This window comes from Pseudodesulfovibrio profundus (assembly GCF_900217235.1).
Taxonomy (GTDB): Bacteria; Desulfobacterota; Desulfovibrionia; order Desulfovibrionales; family Desulfovibrionaceae; genus Pseudodesulfovibrio; species Pseudodesulfovibrio profundus.
In genome coordinates this window covers 1,213,326-1,232,863 of the sequence record NZ_LT907975.1, presented here as the reverse complement: position 1 = coordinate 1,232,863, position 19,538 = coordinate 1,213,326, and the positions used below count along the sequence as shown (strand labels likewise).

General features: G+C 52.1%; 17 protein-coding genes and 1 tRNA gene. 11 read left to right on the top strand and 7 right to left on the bottom strand.

All coding sequences use genetic code 11. The annotated features are described in order from the left end of the window. Positions 1 to 73: 73 nt before the first annotated feature. Positions 74 to 1,360, bottom strand: coding sequence for an outer membrane homotrimeric porin (locus DPRO_RS05965; protein WP_097011228.1), 1,287 nt, complete (start codon positions 1,358 to 1,360; stop codon positions 74 to 76). A 278-nt stretch (positions 1,361 to 1,638) separates the two neighbouring features. On the opposite strand from DPRO_RS05965, the gene uvrC reads away from it, so the two are divergent. After that, positions 1,639 to 3,441, top strand: coding sequence for an excinuclease ABC subunit UvrC (gene uvrC / locus DPRO_RS05960; protein WP_097013657.1), 1,803 nt, complete (start codon positions 1,639 to 1,641; stop codon positions 3,439 to 3,441). Between the two features lie 5 nt (positions 3,442 to 3,446). On the opposite strand, the gene DPRO_RS05955 is transcribed toward uvrC, so the two are convergent. After that, positions 3,447 to 4,124, bottom strand: a complete 678-nt coding sequence (locus DPRO_RS05955) for a metal-dependent hydrolase (RefSeq protein WP_097011227.1) — start codon at positions 4,122 to 4,124, stop codon at positions 3,447 to 3,449. Positions 4,125 to 4,126: 2 nt separating this feature from the next. Continuing rightward, entirely contained in the window at positions 4,127 to 4,702 is a 576-nt protein-coding gene (locus tag DPRO_RS05950; protein WP_097011226.1) for a UbiX family flavin prenyltransferase, read from the bottom strand. Between the two features lie 203 nt (positions 4,703 to 4,905). Here DPRO_RS05950 and DPRO_RS05945 point away from each other — a divergent pair. After that, a tRNA-Arg gene (locus DPRO_RS05945) sits at positions 4,906 to 4,982 on the top strand. 103 nt (positions 4,983 to 5,085) lie between these two features. Here DPRO_RS05945 and DPRO_RS05940 read toward each other — a convergent pair. Further along, on the bottom strand, positions 5,086 to 5,478 hold the full coding sequence (locus DPRO_RS05940; protein ID WP_097011225.1) for a bacteriohemerythrin: 393 nt from the start codon (positions 5,476 to 5,478) through the stop codon (positions 5,086 to 5,088). A 610-nt stretch (positions 5,479 to 6,088) separates the two neighbouring features. Between DPRO_RS05940 and DPRO_RS05930 the strand changes: the two genes are divergently transcribed. Then, on the top strand, positions 6,089 to 7,933 hold the full coding sequence (locus tag DPRO_RS05930; protein WP_097011223.1) for a UbiD family decarboxylase: 1,845 nt from the start codon (positions 6,089 to 6,091) through the stop codon (positions 7,931 to 7,933). Between the two features lie 99 nt (positions 7,934 to 8,032). After that, positions 8,033 to 8,542 carry a hypothetical protein gene (locus DPRO_RS05925; RefSeq protein ID WP_097011222.1) on the top strand — a complete coding sequence of 170 codons (510 nt, stop codon included), beginning with the start codon at positions 8,033 to 8,035 and terminating at the stop codon, positions 8,540 to 8,542. A 67-nt stretch (positions 8,543 to 8,609) separates the two neighbouring features. Here the strand turns inward: DPRO_RS05925 and DPRO_RS05920 are convergent. The 3 genes from DPRO_RS05920 to DPRO_RS05910 form a co-directional block, all read right to left on the bottom strand. Then, a protein-coding gene (locus DPRO_RS05920) for an IS3 family transposase (protein WP_097010824.1) occupies positions 8,610 to 9,841 on the bottom strand; the annotation gives its coding sequence in 2 pieces (ribosomal slippage) (positions 8,610 to 9,487 and positions 9,487 to 9,841; 1,233 coding nt in all). Between the two features lie 95 nt (positions 9,842 to 9,936). Continuing rightward, a complete protein-coding gene (locus DPRO_RS05915; RefSeq protein ID WP_097011221.1) occupies positions 9,937 to 10,338 on the bottom strand; it encodes an Hpt domain-containing protein in 402 nt (133 codons plus the stop codon). Then, positions 10,335 to 11,276 carry a chemotaxis protein gene (locus DPRO_RS05910; protein WP_097011220.1) on the bottom strand — a complete coding sequence of 314 codons (942 nt, stop codon included), beginning with the start codon at positions 11,274 to 11,276 and terminating at the stop codon, positions 10,335 to 10,337. The genes DPRO_RS05915 and DPRO_RS05910 overlap by 4 nt, the downstream gene beginning before the upstream one ends. 214 nt (positions 11,277 to 11,490) lie before the next feature. Here DPRO_RS05910 and DPRO_RS05905 point away from each other — a divergent pair, with 214 nt between their 5' ends. From DPRO_RS05905 to DPRO_RS05875, 7 genes are all read left to right on the top strand, one after another. Continuing rightward, the gene (locus tag DPRO_RS05905) at positions 11,491 to 14,445 is read left to right on the top strand and encodes an NAD-glutamate dehydrogenase domain-containing protein (protein WP_097011219.1); all 2,955 of its coding nucleotides are present in this window, start codon (positions 11,491 to 11,493) and stop codon (positions 14,443 to 14,445) included. 248 nt (positions 14,446 to 14,693) lie between these two features. Next, positions 14,694 to 15,209 carry a thiol peroxidase gene (tpx, locus tag DPRO_RS05900; protein WP_097011218.1) on the top strand — a complete coding sequence of 172 codons (516 nt, stop codon included), beginning with the start codon at positions 14,694 to 14,696 and terminating at the stop codon, positions 15,207 to 15,209. 130 nt (positions 15,210 to 15,339) lie between these two features. After that, complete coding sequence (locus DPRO_RS05895) at positions 15,340 to 15,696, top strand: ArsR/SmtB family transcription factor (RefSeq protein WP_097011217.1); 357 nt, start codon at positions 15,340 to 15,342, stop codon at positions 15,694 to 15,696. A gap of 441 nt (positions 15,697 to 16,137) precedes the next feature. Continuing rightward, on the top strand, positions 16,138 to 17,064 hold the full coding sequence (locus DPRO_RS05890; RefSeq protein WP_097013656.1) for an ABC transporter substrate-binding protein: 927 nt from the start codon (positions 16,138 to 16,140) through the stop codon (positions 17,062 to 17,064). Between the two features lie 3 nt (positions 17,065 to 17,067). Then, positions 17,068 to 17,802, top strand: coding sequence for an ABC transporter ATP-binding protein (locus DPRO_RS05885; RefSeq protein WP_097011216.1), 735 nt, complete (start codon positions 17,068 to 17,070; stop codon positions 17,800 to 17,802). Next, the gene (locus DPRO_RS05880; protein ID WP_097011215.1) at positions 17,796 to 18,560 is read left to right on the top strand and encodes an ABC transporter permease; all 765 of its coding nucleotides are present in this window, start codon (positions 17,796 to 17,798) and stop codon (positions 18,558 to 18,560) included. Before DPRO_RS05885 ends, DPRO_RS05880 begins: the two co-directional genes overlap by 7 nt. Before the next feature lie 6 nt (positions 18,561 to 18,566). Further along, positions 18,567 to 19,538, top strand: a complete 972-nt coding sequence (locus DPRO_RS05875; RefSeq protein ID WP_097011214.1) for a PhoH family protein — start codon at positions 18,567 to 18,569, stop codon at positions 19,536 to 19,538.

The window sequence follows — 19,538 nt, the reverse complement described above, 5'->3', positions numbered from 1 at the left end:
AAAGGGCCGGGGTTTGCACTCCCCGGCCCTTGGCGTCACTTAGGTGAAAGGTAAGTTCGTTTTCTAAGCTAGCTTAGAAAGCGTAAGCGATACCGGTGCTGACCTTGTAAGCGGAACCACCATCTTCGCCCCAAACGTCTTTATCAGCGTCGAGGTTCAGGTAGCCGAGTTCCAGACCAACAGTCAGTTCGTCCATCAGCTTGTAGTAGGTGTTGAAGTCGAGCTCGATCAGGGAGTCTTCTTCGGACAGGGTGCGGCCATCGAAATCCTGGGTCTTAGCCCAGTCTTCGTCGTTGGTACCCTGAGCGTAGATGACGATAGCCTGGTGAGTCAGACCTTCAGCAAAGGAAGCGATGTCGTTCAACTGAGCACCGAGGGCCCAGAAACCGAGGACTTCTTCATCAATGGAACCCTGCAGGAAGTAGTCACCGCCGAAGAAGAAGGTACCGATAGCCCAGTCGGGATCGATCTGGGGCAGACGCTCGGAACCGTCGGTGGTGTCATCGTCTTCACCGGAGGTGTAAACGAAGTAAGCTTCGGGGGTCATCATGTCCATGCCGGTGTAGGCAACGTCCAGGGTGAAAGCCCAACCGGAAGCGTCGTTAGCTTCGCCGTCAGCGTCGAGGTTACCGTAGTTGATGTCACCTTTTACGACGATGGGGTCGAAAGCGTTGACAGCGTAGGTGGTACCGAGCCAGTAAGCGGAAGCATCTTCGAGGCCAGCAGTCTCGTCGTCACCATCAGGATCGGTGATGCTGTTGTTGTCGCCGATGTTGCCGTAAGCAACGAACGGGGTCATGCCGAAACCATCGAAGGTAACGGGCAGAGCAGCAGCGTAAACGTCGAACTGAGCATTGGAGGTAAGGTTAGTATCGCCAGCTTCAGAGTCAACACGAATGTAAGCGCCCATGTAGTCAACGTTCTCGGTGAAAGCACCGGAAGCAACTACAGCAGTAACTTCTTCGTCCAGGATCAGGGAGCCACCAACTTCGTTAGGAAGGGTGACAGGCAGGAAACCGGTCTTGAAGTTAACGCCAGCGTAGTTGAAGTCGAGGTATACACGGCGGACGCCAATAGCAGCATCAGTTGCACCAGCTGCGAACTCGTCCTGGCCCCAGAGAGCGTCGGTACGAGTGTAGAAAACTGCTTTCAGGTCTTCAGAAGCGACGACCTGGAAGACGAGATCCATACGAGTCTTCAGGTCAAAAGCAGAAGAGTCTGCTTCGTCATCGAAGTCCCAGCCGCCCATCCAGGCAGCGTCAGTCACGAAAGCACCGGAGACCTTGAGGTCTGCGGCAGAAGCAGCGGAAGCGCCGAGAACGAAGGCGCAAAGCACTGCGAGCATGATCAAACGTTTCATAATAAATCTTCCTTTTTTTGCGGTTTTCACCGAGTGAACGCCTTAAACTGATACTTCGTTTACCTGTTCCTTTTTGCTTTTGCAAGGGGAATCGGCAAAAAAGATGGGGTGGGTAAAAATTTTTATACCGTACAAAAAATTTGACCACACTTCTTTCTCTGTGTTTTCATTTATCTGATTTTATTGTGTTTATTTAGATTGAGAGTTGGGTGATTTTGTAGCCCAAATGCTGTAGAGTCTTTTTGAAACAAATTTTGTCGAAAAAAAAACACACTGCCATGAGTACACAGTTCAAATTTTTTGCCGCTGATTATCCGGACACACCCGGCGTCTATTTAATGAAGAATGACCGGGGAACGATCATCTATGTGGGAAAGGCCAAACGTCTTCGGCGCAGGCTTGCCTCCTACTTTCAGAAGAGCACTGGACATACACCCAAAACAAAAGCTTTGGTCGCCAAGGTTCGCAAAGTGGATGTGCTTCTGACTGCGACTGAGAAGGAAGCTCTGCTTTTGGAGTCGGGCCTGATCAAGAAGCATCGACCTCGATATAACGTCGTATTGAAGGACGATAAACAGTACGTTCTTTTCAAGCTCGACAAGCAGTCTCGGTTCCCTCGGTTGACCGTGACACGCAAGGTGCTTCGCGACGGCGCGGTCTATTTCGGTCCCTTTACCTCCGGCGCTGCAGCCCGGTCCACGCGCAAGCTTCTTGGCAAGGTGTTTCCCTTGCGCAAGTGTTCGGACCACGCTTTCAACAACCGGGTCCGCCCATGTCTATATTATGATATTCACCAGTGCCTGGGACCCTGTGTGCTCGATGTGGATCGTGACCTATATAATGATTATGTCCGGCGGGTGGAGATGCTGCTGTCTGGTAAATCCAGTGAACTGGTCAGTACGCTGGAGAAGCGTATGGAAGCGGCGTCAAAAGATTTGGCATTCGAAAAGGCGGCGGAGCTTCGGGATCAGATACGGGCCATCAAGAAGACGGTTGAAGGGCAGGTGGCGGTCATTCATGATAACCGCGACCGGGATATCGTTGGGCTGGCCCAGACGGATGATGGCCTCGGTTTGGGATTGCTCTTTGTTCGGCAGGGCCGCCTGCTCGACCAGAAACAGTTTTTCTGGCCGGGGCTGACACTGGAAGAAGGGCCGGAGGTGGTCCAGAGTTTCCTGTTGCAGTTTTATGGCAAGGGGCGGTTTATCCCGTCAGTGATTGTTGCACCACACGATGTTGAAGAAACACTGCTTTCCGAAGTGTTGGCAGAGCGCAGAAACGCGCCGGTGCGTATCGCTCCACCGCGTTCTTCTCAAGAGAAGAAGTTGTTGGAGTTGGCACGGGCCGTAGCGTTTCAGGCAAAGGAAAAGAAAGATACCATCAGTGTCCGCCTAATGAAGAAGCTTAAGCTTGGCGTGGAGCCGTTTCGTATTGAATGCGTTGATGCTTCTCATCTTGGCGGAAAAGATATGCGTGTCGGGCAGGTGGTGTTTGAAGATGGGCGGCGCAACAAGGAGGCTTCCCGTATCTACTCCTTCCCTGAACTGGAGGGGAGCAGCGATGACTATGCAGCGCTTGGAGCCTGGGCAAAGCGGCGTGTGGAATCCGGGCCGCCGTGGCCTGACCTCGTGCTTATTGATGGAGGGCGCGGACAACTTTCTGCCGTGGAAGCCGCCCTTACCGAGTGCGTTGATGATATGTGCTGGGAATTGGCGGCAATTGCCAAAGGTCCGTCCCGTCGCGCCGGTGAGTTGGATGATCTGATCTTTCGCCCGGGGCGTAAGAATCCCATGCCGTTGAAGGGCGGGAGTCCCGAGTTGCTCTTTTTGCAGATGGTGCGAGATACTGCCCATCGATTCGTACTGGGCAAGCAGCGCCGTTCGCGCAAGAAGACTGTGTTGAACAGCCAACTGACATCATTGTCCGGTGTCGGACCCAAAACCGCTCGACTCCTTTGGGATCGTTTCGGCTCCCTCGCCTCAATGACCGGGGCTTCTTTGGCTGAGATCCGCGAGCTACCAGGCGTGGGCAAGAAAAAGGCCGAGCAGATTCACTCGGCCTTGCAAAGTCTACGGCATTGATCAAACTACAGGGTGACAGGTTCCCCGATGGGGACTTCCTTCATCCTGGTGTCCGGCGCATAGAGTGCCAGTTGTTCCCGCATGGCTTTGGTGTTCTTGTCTAAAATGGGCCATGTTCCCCAGTGCATGGGGATGAGCGTGTCGCATTTGAGCAGTGAACAGGCGTAGGCCGCTTCCTGCGCATCCATGGTGAATCGACCACCTATGGGCAGCATGGCGATATCGATATCGTGGAACTTCGCGAACAGTTCCATATCGCCAAACAGTCCTGTGTCGCCCGAATTGTAAATGCATGTCCCGTCGGGCAGGGTGAGGATGAATCCCACCGGTACGCCGTTGACGGAGGAATGCAGCGCCTGCACCATCTTTATTGAAATACCGCATCGCTCAACCGTGCCGCCGATATTCATGCCGACACCCAGATGCTCAGGCAGTCCCATGGGAAGCAGCGATTGAATGATATCAAAGATCGCCACGACCTCGGCGTCGTGTTTGACGGCAAGCTCAAGGGTTTGACCGATATGATCGGCATGGTCATGGGTCACGAGAATGAGATCGCACTCTTCAATCTCTTTGTACGTGGTCGGCGATGAAGGATTGCCGACGAAAAACGGGTCGATAAGGATGGTCGCGTCGCCGGCTTTGAGTCGAAAATTCGAGTGACCGAACCAAGTCAGTTCCATTGCTAATCCTCCTGTTCGCCCCAGCGCTTGTACAGCGTGTGGGGAATGTCCAATTGGTCGAGTATCTTGCCGGCCAGTTGATCGGCAAGGTCTTCAATGGTTTTCGGACCGTGGTAAAACCCCGGACTCGCAGGGACAATCGTGGCCCCGGCCTGACGGGCTGTGAGCATATTATTGAGATGGATGGTACTCAACGGAGTCTCTCTTGGCACCAGCACCAGCGGTTTACCTTCCTTGAGTGCCACATCGGCGGCCCTGTGGATGAGATTGTGGCCGAAGCCGGTTGCAACCGCTGACAGGCTTGCCATGGAGCACGGGCAGATAATCATGCCATCATGTTGCCATGATCCGCTGGCCGGTGGCGCGGCAATGTTTGCGGCATGGTGAACGGCGTGGGCGTTCCCGGTGATTGCTTCTATGGACTCGTCTGTTTCCAGCGTCAGTACCTGAACGGCTGCATCGGATACAATGACGTGAAGCTCAACGTTATCCATGTTGCCAAGCGCCTTGGCAAGTCGGATGGCATAAATGCTTCCACTGGCGCCTGTTACGGCCAATATGATTCGTTTTTTGTTCATTTATTCCTCGTATTGCTCGGGAAGGAGGCTGCAAGTGCTTCTTGCCCGGCATCAGAACTCTTATAGACTTTTTTTAGATTTATCCGCAAGAACCTTTTGTTTACGCGGTATCCCGGCCACCAGTAAGATGGTGAACTCAGTAAAATCATCCTTCAAGTATCCTTGACAAAGGTGTATGGTGAGGATAGCTACATCGTTCGCGCGGGCTATTAGCTCAGTTGGATAGAGTGCTTGCCTCCGGAGCAAGAGGTCACAAGTTCGAATCTTGTATAGCCCGCCAAAAATTTCAAGGACTTATCGATTTATTCGATAAGTCCTTTTTCGTTTTTATAGCGGTTTTCTATCTTAGGTCTCAAATGGCGAAACCCAGTGAAGGCCGGAGCCTAGGCTTTTGAGCGCATGTAAACGGTATAGCGTTTGTCTTCGTCCATGATGTGCCGCGTCAGCCACCTGCTCAGATAGACGAAGAGTTTGGACAAGTTGGTCTTTTCGTATTTCTTTTGCTGGAATTCTTCCACGTCCTTCTTGAATCGGACGTGTTTGAGCTTGTGTGCTTCCAGCCCCGGATAGTTGTTGCGCTTCATGTAGGATTCTTCTGTTTCAAAATGAACGGCCGCATATTCCTTCATTTTTTCGAGCAGCGCAGGAATCTTATCTTCATCATGGCGTTGGAGCGCCTCATAGGACTCATTGACCAGCAAAATGAGTTGGCGGTGTTGGATGTCGATTTCTTCAACACCGACTGACATGGTTTCATCCCAATCTATCAAGCCCATCAGTATCTCCAGTTATGTGGTTTCATCTTAAGTCAGCCTAGCCTAATTTCGAGCTTCGGAAAAGTGGAAGAGTGCGTCTTTTGCAGGATGTTATTGTATTCGTGGTAGTTGCATTTTTCTACGCTCATTTACTTTTGGCAGCTCCTGGGCAGAGGGCAAATTATAATACTCACCCGGAGAATTCTGTGCTTGTCATATAAGGTGAGATTGTCCCGTTTTTGGAGGTTTATGATGCGTAAAATGTTAATTATGTCAAATGATTGCCTCGAGTGCGTTTTCCATAGAAAACGTTGTATGCTCGGGAAAAGACGACCCTGGAATGCATCAAGGTGTGATGATTACAGGCCTTATTGTCTGATCTGCAATTACCCCCGTCTGTTTTGCAATACATGCCGAAACAACGGCTTTCGATACCTGAAGCCGCTCAGGGAAAAAGTCCTGACCAGACAGCGCCAATGGCATCATGGTGATTATGATTGCGTGTGGCAACCGTCAACGCAATCGCAATAGCTGCCACGTCGATACAGCCGGTTCCCCAGCAGCATAATCCGCTTAACTTTTCCTGCCTTTCCGTCTAGATTGGGTCGCCATAAACGCAAAGGGAACCAAAATGGGATACAGAAATACACGTGAATGCCTCGAAGCACTTGAGGCTAAAGGTGACCTGATTCAAATCGATCAGGCTGTCGACGCCAACATAGAAATTGGTGCTATTCAGCGAAGGGTCTTTCATGCCGGTGGTCCGGCCTTGCTGTTCAACAACGTGAAGGGATGCCGCTTTCCCATGGCTGCCAACATTTACGGCACCAGAGAGCGCATGCAGTATATTTTTCGCGATACAGTGGAAACGGTCCAGCGCCTGATGAAGCTCAAGCTCAGCCCCATGGATGCGCTCAAGCGTCCATGGCAGTACCTTGGTGCGCCAAGAACTGCCTGGCATACACTGCCCAAACGGGTTTCGTCCGGTCCGGTGATGCAGGGGCAAACAACCATCTCGGGGCTGCCCAGCCTTGTGTCGTGGCCCATGGATGGCGGTGGCTACGTGACATTGCCACAGGTGTATTCCGAAAGCCCGGGATCGCCCGGAATAGCCGGGTCCAACCTGGGAATGTACCGTGTCCAGTTGAATGGAAACGACTTTGTGCAGGACAAGGAAATCGGGCTGCATTACCAGATTCATCGCGGCATCGGGCACCACCATGCCCAGGCTATTGAAAAAGGCGAACCGCTGAAAGTGAATATTTTTGTGGGGGGTGCACCGTCCATGGCCGTTGCTGCCATGATGCCGCTGCCGGAAGGCTTGGCTGAATTATTCTTCGCCGGTGCGCTGGGCGGTCATCGGATCCCCATGGTTACCCGCGAAGGCGAACTGCCAATCCCGGCTGAAGCGGATTTCTGCATTTGTGGCGAGATCGTTCCCGGTCTTGAGAAGCCGGAAGGGCCGTTTGGCGATCACCTTGGCTATTACAGCCTTGCCCATGACTTCCCCGTGATGAAGGTCAATGCGGTTTACCATCGTCCTGATGCGATATGGCCGTTCACCACCGTGGGCAGGCCGCCTCAGGAAGACACCATGTTCGGTGAATTCGTCCATGAGTTGACGGCCGAGTTGGTTCCGTCTGTCTTCTCGGGCGTCCACGAGGTGCATGCTGTTGATGCCGCCGGCGTCCATCCGTTGCTGTTGGCTGTCGGTAGCGAACGGTACGTTCCTTACGCCGAAGAGCGTCAACCCCAGGAATTGTTGACCAATGCCATGGCTCTGCTTGGCAATACCCAGACTTCGCTTTCAAAGTATGTCCTTATTGCCGCCAAGGAAGACCTTGGTCCTGACGGATCCTGTCATGATATCCCGGTTTTCTTCCGCCATATGCTGGAACGCGCGGACCTGACTCGCGACCTGCATTTCATTACACGCACGACAATTGATACCCTGGACTACTCGGGCATCACGCTCAATCAAGGTTCGAAATTGGTCTTTGCCGCAGCCGGATCGAGAAAACGAGAGCTTTCCACTGAGCTTTCTTCCGATATCAATCTGCCCCATGGTTTCCGTGATCCCAAGGTCATGGCTCCGGGCATTCTGGTCATCAAAGGTCCCAAACACCGTCGCAAACGTGACCAGCAGGATCCGGCGTTGAGTCGAGTGGCCGAAGGGTTGAGCAAGGTCAAAGGCATTGAAGGCTTCCCGATGATAGTGGTTGCCGATGATGCCGACTTCACCGTTCAGAATTGGGACAATTTCCTTTGGGTCACCTTTACCCGTTCCGATCCGGCTACGGACATGTACGGTGTGGGTGAGTTTACCCATGCCAAGCACTGGGGCGCGGAAAAGGCAGTCGTCATCGACGCACGCCTCAAGACGTATCATGCTCCGGCTCTGGAGCCTGATCCGGAAGTGGAGAAGCGTGTGGACGAGCTGGGCGCAAAGGGTGGCCCCCTGCACGGCATTATTTAAGCGATAGGCTGTTTTGGAGTATGAGCGGGTAAATCCGTCAAATCCATTGTTTCCTCCATTGAAATGAGGTACTCATCAGCGTCAATGGAGATAGATAATATGGATGAAAAAGTACTCGCCGATCTGAAAATGGCTTTTGCCTGTGACTTGTATGAAACGGTCAAGGCCGCACGAAAGAACCGTGATGAGGCGGTGTTCCGTCACACCATGGCTAATGAAACTGAACAGATGGTCTTTGCTGCCGTGTTTCCGAAACAGGATATCCTTGATTTTCCTGATCTGACGGAAGAGTTCGTAGCAAAGCTCAAGACATTTAATCTGCTGGGTGTGGTGACTGATGGGAAAAGTGGCCTTGATATGTTTTATCTGGGCGGCATCAACAAACCATTCACATCGCTGACCGAAGCCAAAGACATCGCGAAACTGCTGTCTGATGAAGCGACGATTGCGTTTTTGCAGTTGTACTTCAAGGCCAAGGGAATCATGATTGATTTTACGCGCATGAACCATGACGAGTTCGTGAAGGCCGTAGAAAGTGAGGTGTTCAAGAATACCTCGTTTGCGCAGATGCATGAAGCGGGAGAACTGCTCAAGAATCTCGAAAACTGATCGCGAGATTGGTGATCGATTAGCCTGAGCCGTCCTGAAATAGGTTGACGGTTTTTGAAGGTTTCAATCAGGCTGTGGGGCTAGCCCCACAGCCTGATTCGTGTACATCGTTTGGCGTTCTCATTCCTAGGCTGAGATGTGGCCGTTGTGAATTGTATATCTCAACGGATTCCCTCACCAGGGTATTGAGCTCTGCAAAGTCGTTGCATTTGGTGACCATGAACTCTTGCTTCAGAATTCCATTCATCCGTTCCGCCAAGGCATTTTGATAGCAGTCATAGCCATCTGTCATGGAAGGAACCATGCCGGATTCCTGGAGTTTTCTCTGGTAGACCGAAGAAGCGTATTGGAGTCCTCGATCTGAATGGTGAATTGTATTCACCCTCCTTCGCTTGTTTTCAACTGCCGCGTCCAGCGCTTTGGTTGTGCTTTCCGCACTGAGATCCCGGCTCACGTTGTATCCCATTATCTTCCGGCTGAATGCATCTGTCACCAGCGACAGATAGCATGTTTGCTCACGTGTATTCACGTAGGTAATGTCGCTTACGAACACCTGCTCAGGACATCTCGGTTGAACATCTTTCAACAAGTTGGGATGCTTTTTTAGCCAATGCTTCGAGTTGGTTGTCTTTGTATAGTTTTTCCGTCGCTTGATGAGCATATGCTCTCGCCGCAGCAGGGAAAACAACCCATCACGTCCGAGCCTGATTCCCTTTGCGGAAAATGCGTCCTTCAACAGGTGGTACAGCTTTCGAGTCCCAAGGCGGGGCATCCTGGTCCGCACGTTCAGGACCATGGCCTTTGCCTCCTGATACATGGCTTCCCGTGCATCATGGCGCTTTTCAGCCTGATACACGGACTGCCGACTGACCCCGAGCTGCCTGCAACAAGCAGACAAGCTTATTTGTCTTTCTCTCTGAAGACTTCGTGCAGCTCGGGGGTAAGCTTTTTTCTTATAGAAGTCCCAAACTCGCGGTCGGAAATCTCAATCATTTTATTGAGAAGCGCGGTCTTGATCTTTTCTTCCTCAAGCTCTTTCTCCAGCCGTTTGATCTTCTGGACCGGTGTTTCTCTGGCTTTTGGGTCTTTTCGGGAATGTACCATGGACTTGCTCCAATCAAGGGTGCCGTGCTTCCTGAGCCACTTCAGCACAGTGCTTCGCCCTTGAATACCATAAAGAGCCTGAGCCTGCTTGTACGTCATCTCGCCCTTTTCCACCTGTGCCACAACCGACAATTTAAAGGCCATCGTGTAATCGCGTTGGGTGCGTCTAACTCGCTGTTTGGATTTGTCTTCCATAAATAGGTCCTCTGGGTGTCAACCTATTTCAGGACGGGACAGCCAGAAAAAAAGGGCCGCCTCCATGCAGAGGCGGCCCTTTTTCGTTGGTTTCGCTAGGAACCTTGTTCTTCGAGGGTTCGCTTTACAGCCATTTCCAGCATGGCCGTATGGAGTCGGATGGAAATCTGTTCGCTTTTTTCCACATTCTCGATCATCTCACGGAGCTTGTCCACGGATTCGAGAGAGGCCGTTACCACGATCTCACTGGTTTTCAGCTCGCACTGTCGAATTTTCTCCAGAACGTTTTCCAGTTTGTGGGCCAGCATTTCGATGTTCACCAGTTTGAGCAGATTGGCGCCTGCCTTGACCGAGTGAGCATCTCGAAAAATGGAATTCACCAGCTTGGGATCGCAGGTGTTGTTGCCTTCCAATGCCAATAGACCGGCTTCGATTGAATCGAGCCGTTCCATTGTTTCTTCGATGAATACTTCGAGAACATGATCGCGTGGGATCAAGCCTGCCTTCCTTTGATGAGCTTAAAGGCTTCTTCGGGAATTGTGTGCAGGTCCGGCTTGGTGATTTGCAGGTCTGCGCCCACCGAGTCGCCCTTGTGTTTCAATTCCTTCGTGATGATGGATGAGTACAGTATGACAGGCAGCTTTTGCAAGACCGGATCTTCCTTGATGTTCTTCGTCAGACTGAAGCCGTCCATGAGTGGCATCTCGATGTCTGATACGACAAGGTCCACGTATTCCGTGATATCCTTGCCTTCGGATTCGGCCTTCTCTTTCAGCTTCATGATCTTTCGCAGGGCTTCATCGCCATTATTAGTGATAATGGGCTCTATGTTGGCATCCTTGAGGCTCTTTTCGATCATCATGCGAATGGTAGCGGAGTCATCGGCGACGAGCGCTGTAATTCCAGCTTCGGCAACGAAGGAAGATTGGGCTCCCTTGGGCTGCAGTTGTGTCAGGATGGTTTCCAGGTCGAGAAGCTGAACAAAGTAGTCGCCTTTGTCCACCAGGCCGACGATGGCGTCGGTTGTCTGGGAAATGACACTGGTGGGCGGAATGACTTCACCCCAACCCACGCGATGGATTTCCGTTACGCCCGAAACCAGAAATCCGGTCACGGACTTGGAAAATTCGGTGACGATAACGATATCCCGTTCGGTCTTGGGCATATTCAATTGCAGCCATACTGACAGGTCAAGGACCGGCAATATGAGGTCGCGCAACGGAATCGTTCCCATGAACGACGGATGCGGCGCGGATTCCGGAGGTTCCAGGTTGGGCGTTTCTATAACCTGCATGACCTTGGCGACGTTAATGCCGAAGTAGTTTTTTACCTCTTTGCCGTCTTCCAGGGTCTCGACTATATAAAACTCAAGAATCTCAAGTTCATTTGTCCCGGTTTCCAGGAGTATGCCGGTGTCGATGGCGGTTTTGCTCATGGTCTGCCTCGTGTTAGGTTCTCGACTATCCAATCTCTGTTGAACACAAGTTATATCCCGCAGGTTTTTTTATGTCCACGGTATTGATGCAGTTTTAGGTAATTTATAACGCTTCAAAAAGTAGCCGTAAAAGTACTGACTCCTTGACTATGGTGGTACACCCATGCACAAAGGTAATAGGGAAATAGTTTGTTAACGTCCAATGGAGAGAATAATGAACGATAATGCCAAAGCAGACCCGTCGGAAGTTCGGCTCAAGGTGGAAAATAAACTACATGAGTCGTTAGCAGAGATTGTTCCATGGTTTCTGAAAAATATGCCCGAGTATTATTTCAGGACCCACAGCGAGGAGGAGCAGACCAAGCACATCATGGCGCTTGCCACGGGAATGGTGCGAAGGGAAAAACAGTCGATGGTCATGCACAGTCCGTGCGGTACCATGGTCACCCACATCACACCGGGCGGAGATATGCGCGCCCTGGCCGGTGTTCTCAGGGAATATCTGGATAAGGATATTCAGATTGCCCGTATTTACTCCAGTCGCGACGACTCCATTCGTCTGGACACACTGGTGTTTGGGCCGCAGGCAAAATGCTCTGGTGGAGATAAGCTCGAAGAAGCTCTGGCCATGGCCCGCGAAGGTATCGTTTCCTTTTCATCCGACGAAATGCAGGGGTTTGAGCATTTCCTTGCCGAAGCCAGTGAAGATTATATCGAGAAATTCGAACCGGGCAGGGCCGTTCGTCATTTCAAGACCTGTGAGTGCGTGGAAAACCATGAATCCGTCCAGGTTGAGCTGGAAAAAGACGTGCACCCCGGGTTCGACAGAATCTCCATTGCCATGGAACATCCGCCCCGAAGGGGGCTACTGCTGCGGGTTGTCAATGTATTTGCCCGCGAGAATATCCCGGTAGATAGGGCGTACTCAGACGAATTCGAACGTGGAGCCAAATCGCCCATCGTTACCATGAGCTTCTATCTTGATCGCGATCGCATCGATCTGAATGAAGAGTCGGAGCAGTGGCTTCGGTTGAAGCGCCAGTTGGAGATAACCAAGTGGTTTGCCTTCCATGGCCTGGAAGCGTTGGCGGATGAAGACGGCTGGGAACTGGGCAAGGTCATGCTCATGCAGGCAGCCTGTGAATTTGCCCATCAGTTCCTGATTCGGGAAGATATCCACGCCTACACATCCAGCCGAATCACCTACGCTGTCCTCAAGAACAGAAGTATCGTCAATCTGCTCATGGAGTATTTTGATGCGCGTTTCAATCCCGATTTTGAAGGAGACCGGGAAGCCGTCAGAAACGAATGTCGGATCATCATACGGCAGGCTCTTCGACAGGTGGATAACGATGTTCACCGGAAAATTCTCACCTATATCTACAAATTCTTCCACTACACACTGCGTACCAACTATTATCTGCCCAAAAAGCTGGGCCTGAGTTTCCGAATCGATCCGGTTATTCTGGCACCTCTCCCGCTGAAGGAGAGGCCATTCGGAATCTACTGCTTTCATGGACCGTACAGTTTCGGATTTCAGGTGCGGTATCGCGATACCGCCCGCGGCGGCGTCAGAGTGGTTCGCACTTGGTCACAGGAGCAGTTCGAGCTGGAATCCAACCGGCTCTATGATGAGGTTACCAAACTGGCAAGCGCACAGCAGTTCAAGAACAAGGATATACCCGAGGGTGGATCAAAGGCGGTTATTCTGCTCGGACCCGATGCAGATATCGATCTCGCGGTGAAGTCCATGGTCGATTCATTTCTGGATCTGCTCATTGTCCCGGAAGGAACCGAAGGGTTCGTACAGCCCGGAATCGTTGATTATCTCAACCGCGAAGAAATCATATTCCTTGGACCTGATGAAAATATCACGCCTTCCCATATTGAATGGATCACCCGGCGGGCTGCCCTGCGGGGATACAAACGGCCGAACGCGCTCATGAGTTCCAAGCCTGGTGCCGGTATCGCTCACAAGCAATACGGCGTCACCAGTGAGGGGGTCATTGTTTTTGCGGACGAATTGCTCAGAACGATGGGCATAAATCCTCACAAGGAACCGTTTACCGTCAAGATCACGGGTGGACCGGCTGGTGATGTGGCCTCCAACGTCATCAAGATTCTTGTGCGCGAATATGGGGATAATGCTCGGATCGTTGCCATGACCGATGGACATGGTGCAGCCTTTGACCCTGAAGGCATGGACCATGCTGAACTCCTTCGGCTGATTGAAGGAGGATTCAAGGCTTCCCATTTTGACAAGACCAAGTTGAAGGGGGATGGGGCGCTGGTGGTCTCTACTGAAGAGCCGGAAGGCGTACGCATCAGAAATGAACTCCACAATACCGTTGTGGCGGACATTTTTATACCGTCAGGCGGCAGGCCGGATACCATCAACATGTCTAACTGGCGCAAATTCCTTCTTGATGATGGAACCCCCTCGGCCAAGGGATTGGTTGAAGGTGCCAACATCTTCATTTCTGCGGATGCCAGAGCTGAGATGGAGAAAGCGGGTGTCCTCGCTGTCCCGGGGCCTTCCGCCAACAAGACCGGCGTCATCTGCTCGTCCTACGAGATTTTGGCCGGTCTCATCCTGAGCGAGGAAGAGTTCCTCGAAATCAAGGATGTCTATGTCGAACAGTTGCTGGATATCCTGCGGCTGCGTGCTCGAAGCGAAGCGCGAGTTCTCATGCGCGAGTTCAAGCAGAAAGGCGGGGAGCGCTCCATCACACAGCTTTCCTATGAACTCTCGGAATCCATCAATGCCCTGGCTGATCGCATTGCGGAGGTTCTGGAAGGAAATGTTGTCAAACTCAGTGATGACGAGAAACTGTGTGAAGTCATTCACTCCTATTGTCCGGCCATACTGGTCGAGAAATACGGCGACCGGATCATAAACGACCTGCCTCGACGGCACCAACTGGCGCTTATCGCATCCTTTGTGGCTGCCAAGATGCTGTATCAGGAAGGGCTTGGCTGGACAGACCGACTGGTATCCATTCGCGATGTTCCGGCTGTTGTCTTCGGCTACCTTGAGGAAGAGAAGCGGCTTGCCGCACTTATCGCCGAAGTCCGGGCCTGCGGTCTGGAAAATGAGGATGTTGTCATTGATATCCTTGATTTCGCCGGTCGCAAACACCTGACATTAAATAAGCTCGGCCTGGGTTAATCGTACATGACACCATGCTCCGTCGAACGAGTTTCGACGGAGCATTTCTTTTGGTTCTCCAAGCATTGTTGCCATCATGTAGAGTGTGCGATTAATTGGTCAAATGATGATCGCTTTTTGGTATGTGCTCGTTATTTATTGTTTTTTAAGCAGGAGAGTGTAAGAAAAAAGAAAAGACTTGGAATAAATCCCCACGGCGTGATACCGTGGTTCAACTCAAGTAATCACTAGCATTCAAGGAGATATTAATGACTGAAAGAAATGGAGCGATAACGTTTAAGGGCAACCCGCTCACCCTTATTGGTGAAGAAGTCAAGGTCGGCGATACCGCACCGGATTTTTCCCTCATTACCAATGATCTTGGTCCTGCGACCCTGGCAGACTATGAAGGCAAGGTACTGGTCATCGCCAGTGTGCCGTCCCTCGATACACCGGTTTGCGATATGGAAACCAGACGCTTCAACAGCGAAGCGGCCGCTCTGGGCGACGACGTCAAGATCCTTGCGGTCTCCATGGACCTGCCCTTTGCCCAGGCCCGTTGGTGCGGCGCTGCAGGAGCAGACGCTGTGCAGACGCTATCTGACCACAAGGATGCTTCCTTTGGTGAAGGGTGGGGCGCACTTATCAAGGAACTTCGCCTCCTGACCCGTGCCGTGTTTGTTGTTGGCAAGGATGGCAAGGTCACCTATGTCGAGTATCTCAAGGAAATCACGGAAGAACCGAATTACGATGCCGCTCTGGAAGCCGTGAAGAAGCTGATCTAAATCAATTGATCATACCTTTTTTAGCCGCCTCTTTTTCCATGGAAAAAGAGGCGGTTCCTTTTGCTCTTGACTCCTGGATTTTTCGTGGGTACATTTGTTACATCTGAGCGAACATTCATAAGAGGTGTACATGTCGAATTTTGCTTGCAGTGATACGGATCAACACGCGGTAAATGTGAACAAAGTCAAAAACGGAATGCTTTCCGAACGGGATTTTCTGTTCATGGCCGAACTTTTCAAGGCTCTGGGAGATTATACCCGGGTCCGTATTTTGTATGCGTTGTCGATAAACGAACTGTGTGTTTGCGCACTTGCCGAAGTGTTGGAGATGTCTCAGTCGGCCATTTCGCATCAACTGCGTCTGCTTCGGGCTGCAAAGCTCGTGCGTTATCGCAAGGAAGGAAAGAATGTTTTTTATGCCTTGGATGACGATCATGTTCGAAATCTCGTCACTCAGGGACTGGATCATATCAGAGAAGAGGGCTAAGGCCCTTTTCTCTTTTTTTTGTCACCATGTATGAATGCGTGCTCACTTATCGGTTTGACCGTAATTGTGCCGCAGCTTTCCGAAGTTTTTAGGAGTCTGAAATGCCTTGGGCAAAACAGGCCCTTTCGCACTTCGCGATTAATGTGTCCGGTCTTATCAGAGTGGGGGATGGATACATGTGGTGAGGATTCCCGTGGCAGGTCGTTCTTCCAGTGCAGGATCGAGAGCGGCTGGGGGTAGCTTCTCGAAGCGAAGTGCAAACATGACGATACTGATTCATGCGTTAAGAACATTCTTTTGTTGCAAGACGAAAGGATGTTTTGTTTCGTGAACCCTGCGGTTAACGGCCTTTTCAATTTACCGATTCCATCCGTTCGGGCTTCTTCCCTTTCATGGTTGGGCGTGATACAGAAAACCGACCAAATCAAGGGAGATATATACATGAAACGGTTTGCTTGGGCCATGTTGCTGGTGCTGGCGTTCGCAGTGAGCGGGCATGCCAAGGACACGAAGATTCGATTCGGCATCCTGCCGGTGCTCGATACGTTACCCCTCCAGGTTGCAGTGCATGACGGGCTATTCAAAGTCCAGGGTTTGGATGTGGAGCTGATCAAGTTCGCATCAGCCCTTGAGCGCGATACTGCCATGCAGGCCGGTCAACTGGACGGGTATTTTGGTGACCTCATCGCTACGTATATGCTGATAGACAAAGACGTCCCCATGTATGTGGCTCTGATTTCATGGCGCACCACGCCCGGGTATCCCATGTTTGGCATTGCCAATTCCCCTGCTAACAAGACGAAGAATATAGCTCAGATGCGTGGGAGCAAGCTGGGTCTGTCCAAATCCACGATCATGGAATTTCTCGCTGATAAGATCGCCTGGAAAAAAGGGTTGAGCGAAAATTACTTTGACAGGGTGGAGATTAAGAAGGTCCCCATTCGATTGCAGATGCTCATGACGGATCAGTTGGATGCCGCCCTGCTGCCCGAGCCGCTGTTGACGCTGGCCCGTCACAAGGGCGGTAGTGTTCTCACCACTGCCGAGGACCTGCGCATGCCCCTCACGGTCTTGTGTCTGAATCGCAATTATTTCAATGGTGGGGCAGATGTGTATGTTCGGTTCATTACCGCCTACAAGGAAGCGGTGGTAAGGCTGCATTCGCAACCGGAGCAGTACCGGAAGCTCATGGCAGAAACCTGTCGTATCCCCGGGCCGTTGGTCAGTCAGTTCCCCATTTACCCGTACCCCATGCCGACGTTGCCGGAACCGAAGGAGCTGGATGAAGTGCAGGATTGGATGATTTCCAAAGGTCTGCTGAGCGAACGAATCCCGCATAAACTGGTCTTATCGCCGCTGATTCCCTAGCGTATGCTGAAAGCCGAGTCTCTGAGTAAATCCTATCGCGGCGAAGCGGTCCTTGAAGACGTGTCGTTTTCGCTGGGGCAGGAGGATACGCTGGCCGTTGTCGGACCTTCCGGTTGCGGCAAAACCACGCTGCTTTATGTCCTGAGCGGGTTGGCTTCGCCCGACAGCGGCAGTGTCTCGCTGGATGGGTGTCCGATCACGGCTCCTTCTACGGATATCTCTATCATTTTGCAGGATTACGGGTTGCTCCCATGGCGTTCCGTGCTGGATAATGTCGCCCTTGGTCTCAAGGTACAATCCGTACCTAAAAAAGAACGGCTGGAACGGGCCAGACATCAACTTGCAGAGGTCGGTATTGTCGGTAGAGATGCGGAATACCCTGCCAATCTCAGTGGCGGCGAACAGCAGCGTGTGGCAATTGCCCGCGCCTTTGTCACCCAGCCCCGCCTCATGCTCCTTGATGAACCGTTTTCATCGCTCGACGCTTTGACCAGAGAGCGACTGCAACGCGCATTGCTTGATGTGTGGAGCGTGCGAAAAGTCCCTTATGTTTTGGTGACCCACTCCCTTGAAGAGGCTGTTGTTCTTGGTCGCAAGATCATGGTCATGTCCGGTCGACCGGCCCGTCCTGTGGCTGTTTTTGACAATTCCGGGTTCGGTGATGCCGCCATCCGCGATACGCACCAGTGTTTTGAGCTGCTGAAGACACTGCGCCACACCGTGGAGGACGTATGGTAAAGTGGGCCAGCGTGCTTGGAAGATATGCCAGTGTCATCGCTGTGATCGGCATCATATGGAAGCTGGCAGCGGTTGCTCTGGGCGGCGTGATTCTGCCCCATCCCGAAGAAGCGGTGCGGGTATTTCTGTTTGCCATGACAACGCAGTTGTTTTGGGAGCATTTTTTTGTAAGCGCCTACCGCGCCGTGGCTGCCATGGCTATCGCGTGGGGTGTCGCGTTTCCACTTGGGCTGATAATGGGCAGCGTCAAAAAGGTGGATGACCTGTTGGCGCCATTCGTGTTCCTGACCTATCCTGTGCCGAAGATCGTTTTGCTTCCCATTTTTCTCTTGTTGCTCGGCCTCGGTGATTCTGCCAAAATCGCCATGATAGCCGTGATCCTCGGGTACCAGATTCTGGTCACCACACGTGACGGGGTGAAGTCGGTACACCCCAAGTATTTCGACTCCATCCGCTCCCTTGGCGGATCACGCTGGGACCTGTTTCGCGAGGTGCTGCTTCCCGCAGCCTTGCCCCATGGATTCACGGCGTTGCGGCTGGGAACCGGTGTGTCGGTGGCCGTGCTGTTTTTCGTGGAATCCTTTGCCACGTCCCGGGGGCTGGGATATATGATCATGGACGCTTGGGGCGCCATGGATTACCTGACGATGTTTACAGGAATACTCGGAATGTCCATGATGGGCGCCGCGTTGTATGAAATAGCAAATCTTCTTGAGCGGCGCTTATGTCGCTGGATGTTTTTACGGAATAAAGGTTAGGAGGAAATAGCTCTGTCCACTACCAAACTTGAATTTGACGACTCTCAGCTTGCGAGCCTGTTGTTCGGCGCGCAGAATCAGCACCTCAAGTTGCTTGGGGAGCGCATTGGCGTGCGGCTGGAAAGTCGCGGTAATGCCATATCTATCATTGCGGCCGATGGTGAGGAAGACAAGATAAGCCTTGCCGGACAGGTGTTGACCCAACTGTATGCCATGCTCAAGGCTGGCAAGAATCTGTATCCGCAGGATGTGGATTTTGCCTGCCGCATCCTTGAGCGCAAACCGTCAGCCGATATTGGTGAAGTCTTCAAGGGCGATGTGTACGCCACCTCGGGTAAGCGAACCATTTCACCCAAATCGTTGAACCAACGTGAATATCTGGATGCCATTCGTAATTCCGATCTGACGTTTGGCGTAGGTCCGGCAGGTACAGGCAAGACCTATCTGGCCGTTGCCATGGCCGTGGGTGCCTTGTTGCGACGGGAAGTCAAGCGCATCGTGCTCACCCGGCCTGCCGTTGAAGCCGGGGAGAAGCTCGGTTTTCTGCCGGGCGACCTTGTTGAAAAGGTCAATCCGTACCTTCGGCCCCTGTATGATGCGCTCCATGACATGCTCGATTTCGCCAAAGTGCAGGAATATCAGGAGACGGGCGTTATTGAAGTCGCGCCATTGGCCTTCATGCGTGGCCGGACGCTCAATGATGCTTTCATCATCCTGGATGAGGCCCAGAACACGACTCCCGAGCAGATGAAAATGTTTCTGACCCGTCTGGGATTCGGTTCCCGGGCCGTGGTTACCGGTGATGTCACGCAGATTGATCTTCCCTCCAATGCGAAGTCCGGCCTGCTGCATGCCCGAGCCATCCTTGATAACGTCAAAGGCGTCAAGATCATTGACTTTGATCAGCATGACGTCATTCGTCATCCTTTGGTCGGACGGATCGTTCAGGCGTACGACAAGCACGAGCAGGGGAGATAG

Excerpts from the sequence above, each read along its gene's own strand:
- DPRO_RS05965 (WP_097011228.1), bottom strand. The coding sequence starts at position 1,360 with ATGAAACGTTTGATCATGCTCGCAGTGCTTTGCGCCTTCGTTCTCGGC.
- uvrC (WP_097013657.1), top strand. The coding sequence starts at position 1,639 with ATGAGTACACAGTTCAAATTTTTTGCCGCTGATTATCCGGACACACCC.
- DPRO_RS05955 (WP_097011227.1), bottom strand. The coding sequence starts at position 4,124 with ATGGAACTGACTTGGTTCGGTCACTCGAATTTTCGACTCAAAGCCGGC.
- DPRO_RS05950 (WP_097011226.1), bottom strand. The coding sequence starts at position 4,702 with ATGAACAAAAAACGAATCATATTGGCCGTAACAGGCGCCAGTGGAAGC.
- DPRO_RS05940 (WP_097011225.1), bottom strand. The coding sequence starts at position 5,478 with ATGGGCTTGATAGATTGGGATGAAACCATGTCAGTCGGTGTTGAAGAA.
- DPRO_RS05930 (WP_097011223.1), top strand. The coding sequence starts at position 6,089 with ATGGGATACAGAAATACACGTGAATGCCTCGAAGCACTTGAGGCTAAA.
- DPRO_RS05925 (WP_097011222.1), top strand. The coding sequence starts at position 8,033 with ATGGATGAAAAAGTACTCGCCGATCTGAAAATGGCTTTTGCCTGTGAC.
- DPRO_RS05910 (WP_097011220.1), bottom strand. The coding sequence starts at position 11,276 with ATGAGCAAAACCGCCATCGACACCGGCATACTCCTGGAAACCGGGACA.
- DPRO_RS05905 (WP_097011219.1), top strand. The coding sequence starts at position 11,491 with ATGAACGATAATGCCAAAGCAGACCCGTCGGAAGTTCGGCTCAAGGTG.
- tpx (WP_097011218.1), top strand. The coding sequence starts at position 14,694 with ATGACTGAAAGAAATGGAGCGATAACGTTTAAGGGCAACCCGCTCACC.
- DPRO_RS05895 (WP_097011217.1), top strand. The coding sequence starts at position 15,340 with ATGTCGAATTTTGCTTGCAGTGATACGGATCAACACGCGGTAAATGTG.
- DPRO_RS05890 (WP_097013656.1), top strand. The coding sequence starts at position 16,138 with ATGAAACGGTTTGCTTGGGCCATGTTGCTGGTGCTGGCGTTCGCAGTG.
- DPRO_RS05885 (WP_097011216.1), top strand. The coding sequence starts at position 17,068 with ATGCTGAAAGCCGAGTCTCTGAGTAAATCCTATCGCGGCGAAGCGGTC.
- DPRO_RS05880 (WP_097011215.1), top strand. The coding sequence starts at position 17,796 with ATGGTAAAGTGGGCCAGCGTGCTTGGAAGATATGCCAGTGTCATCGCT.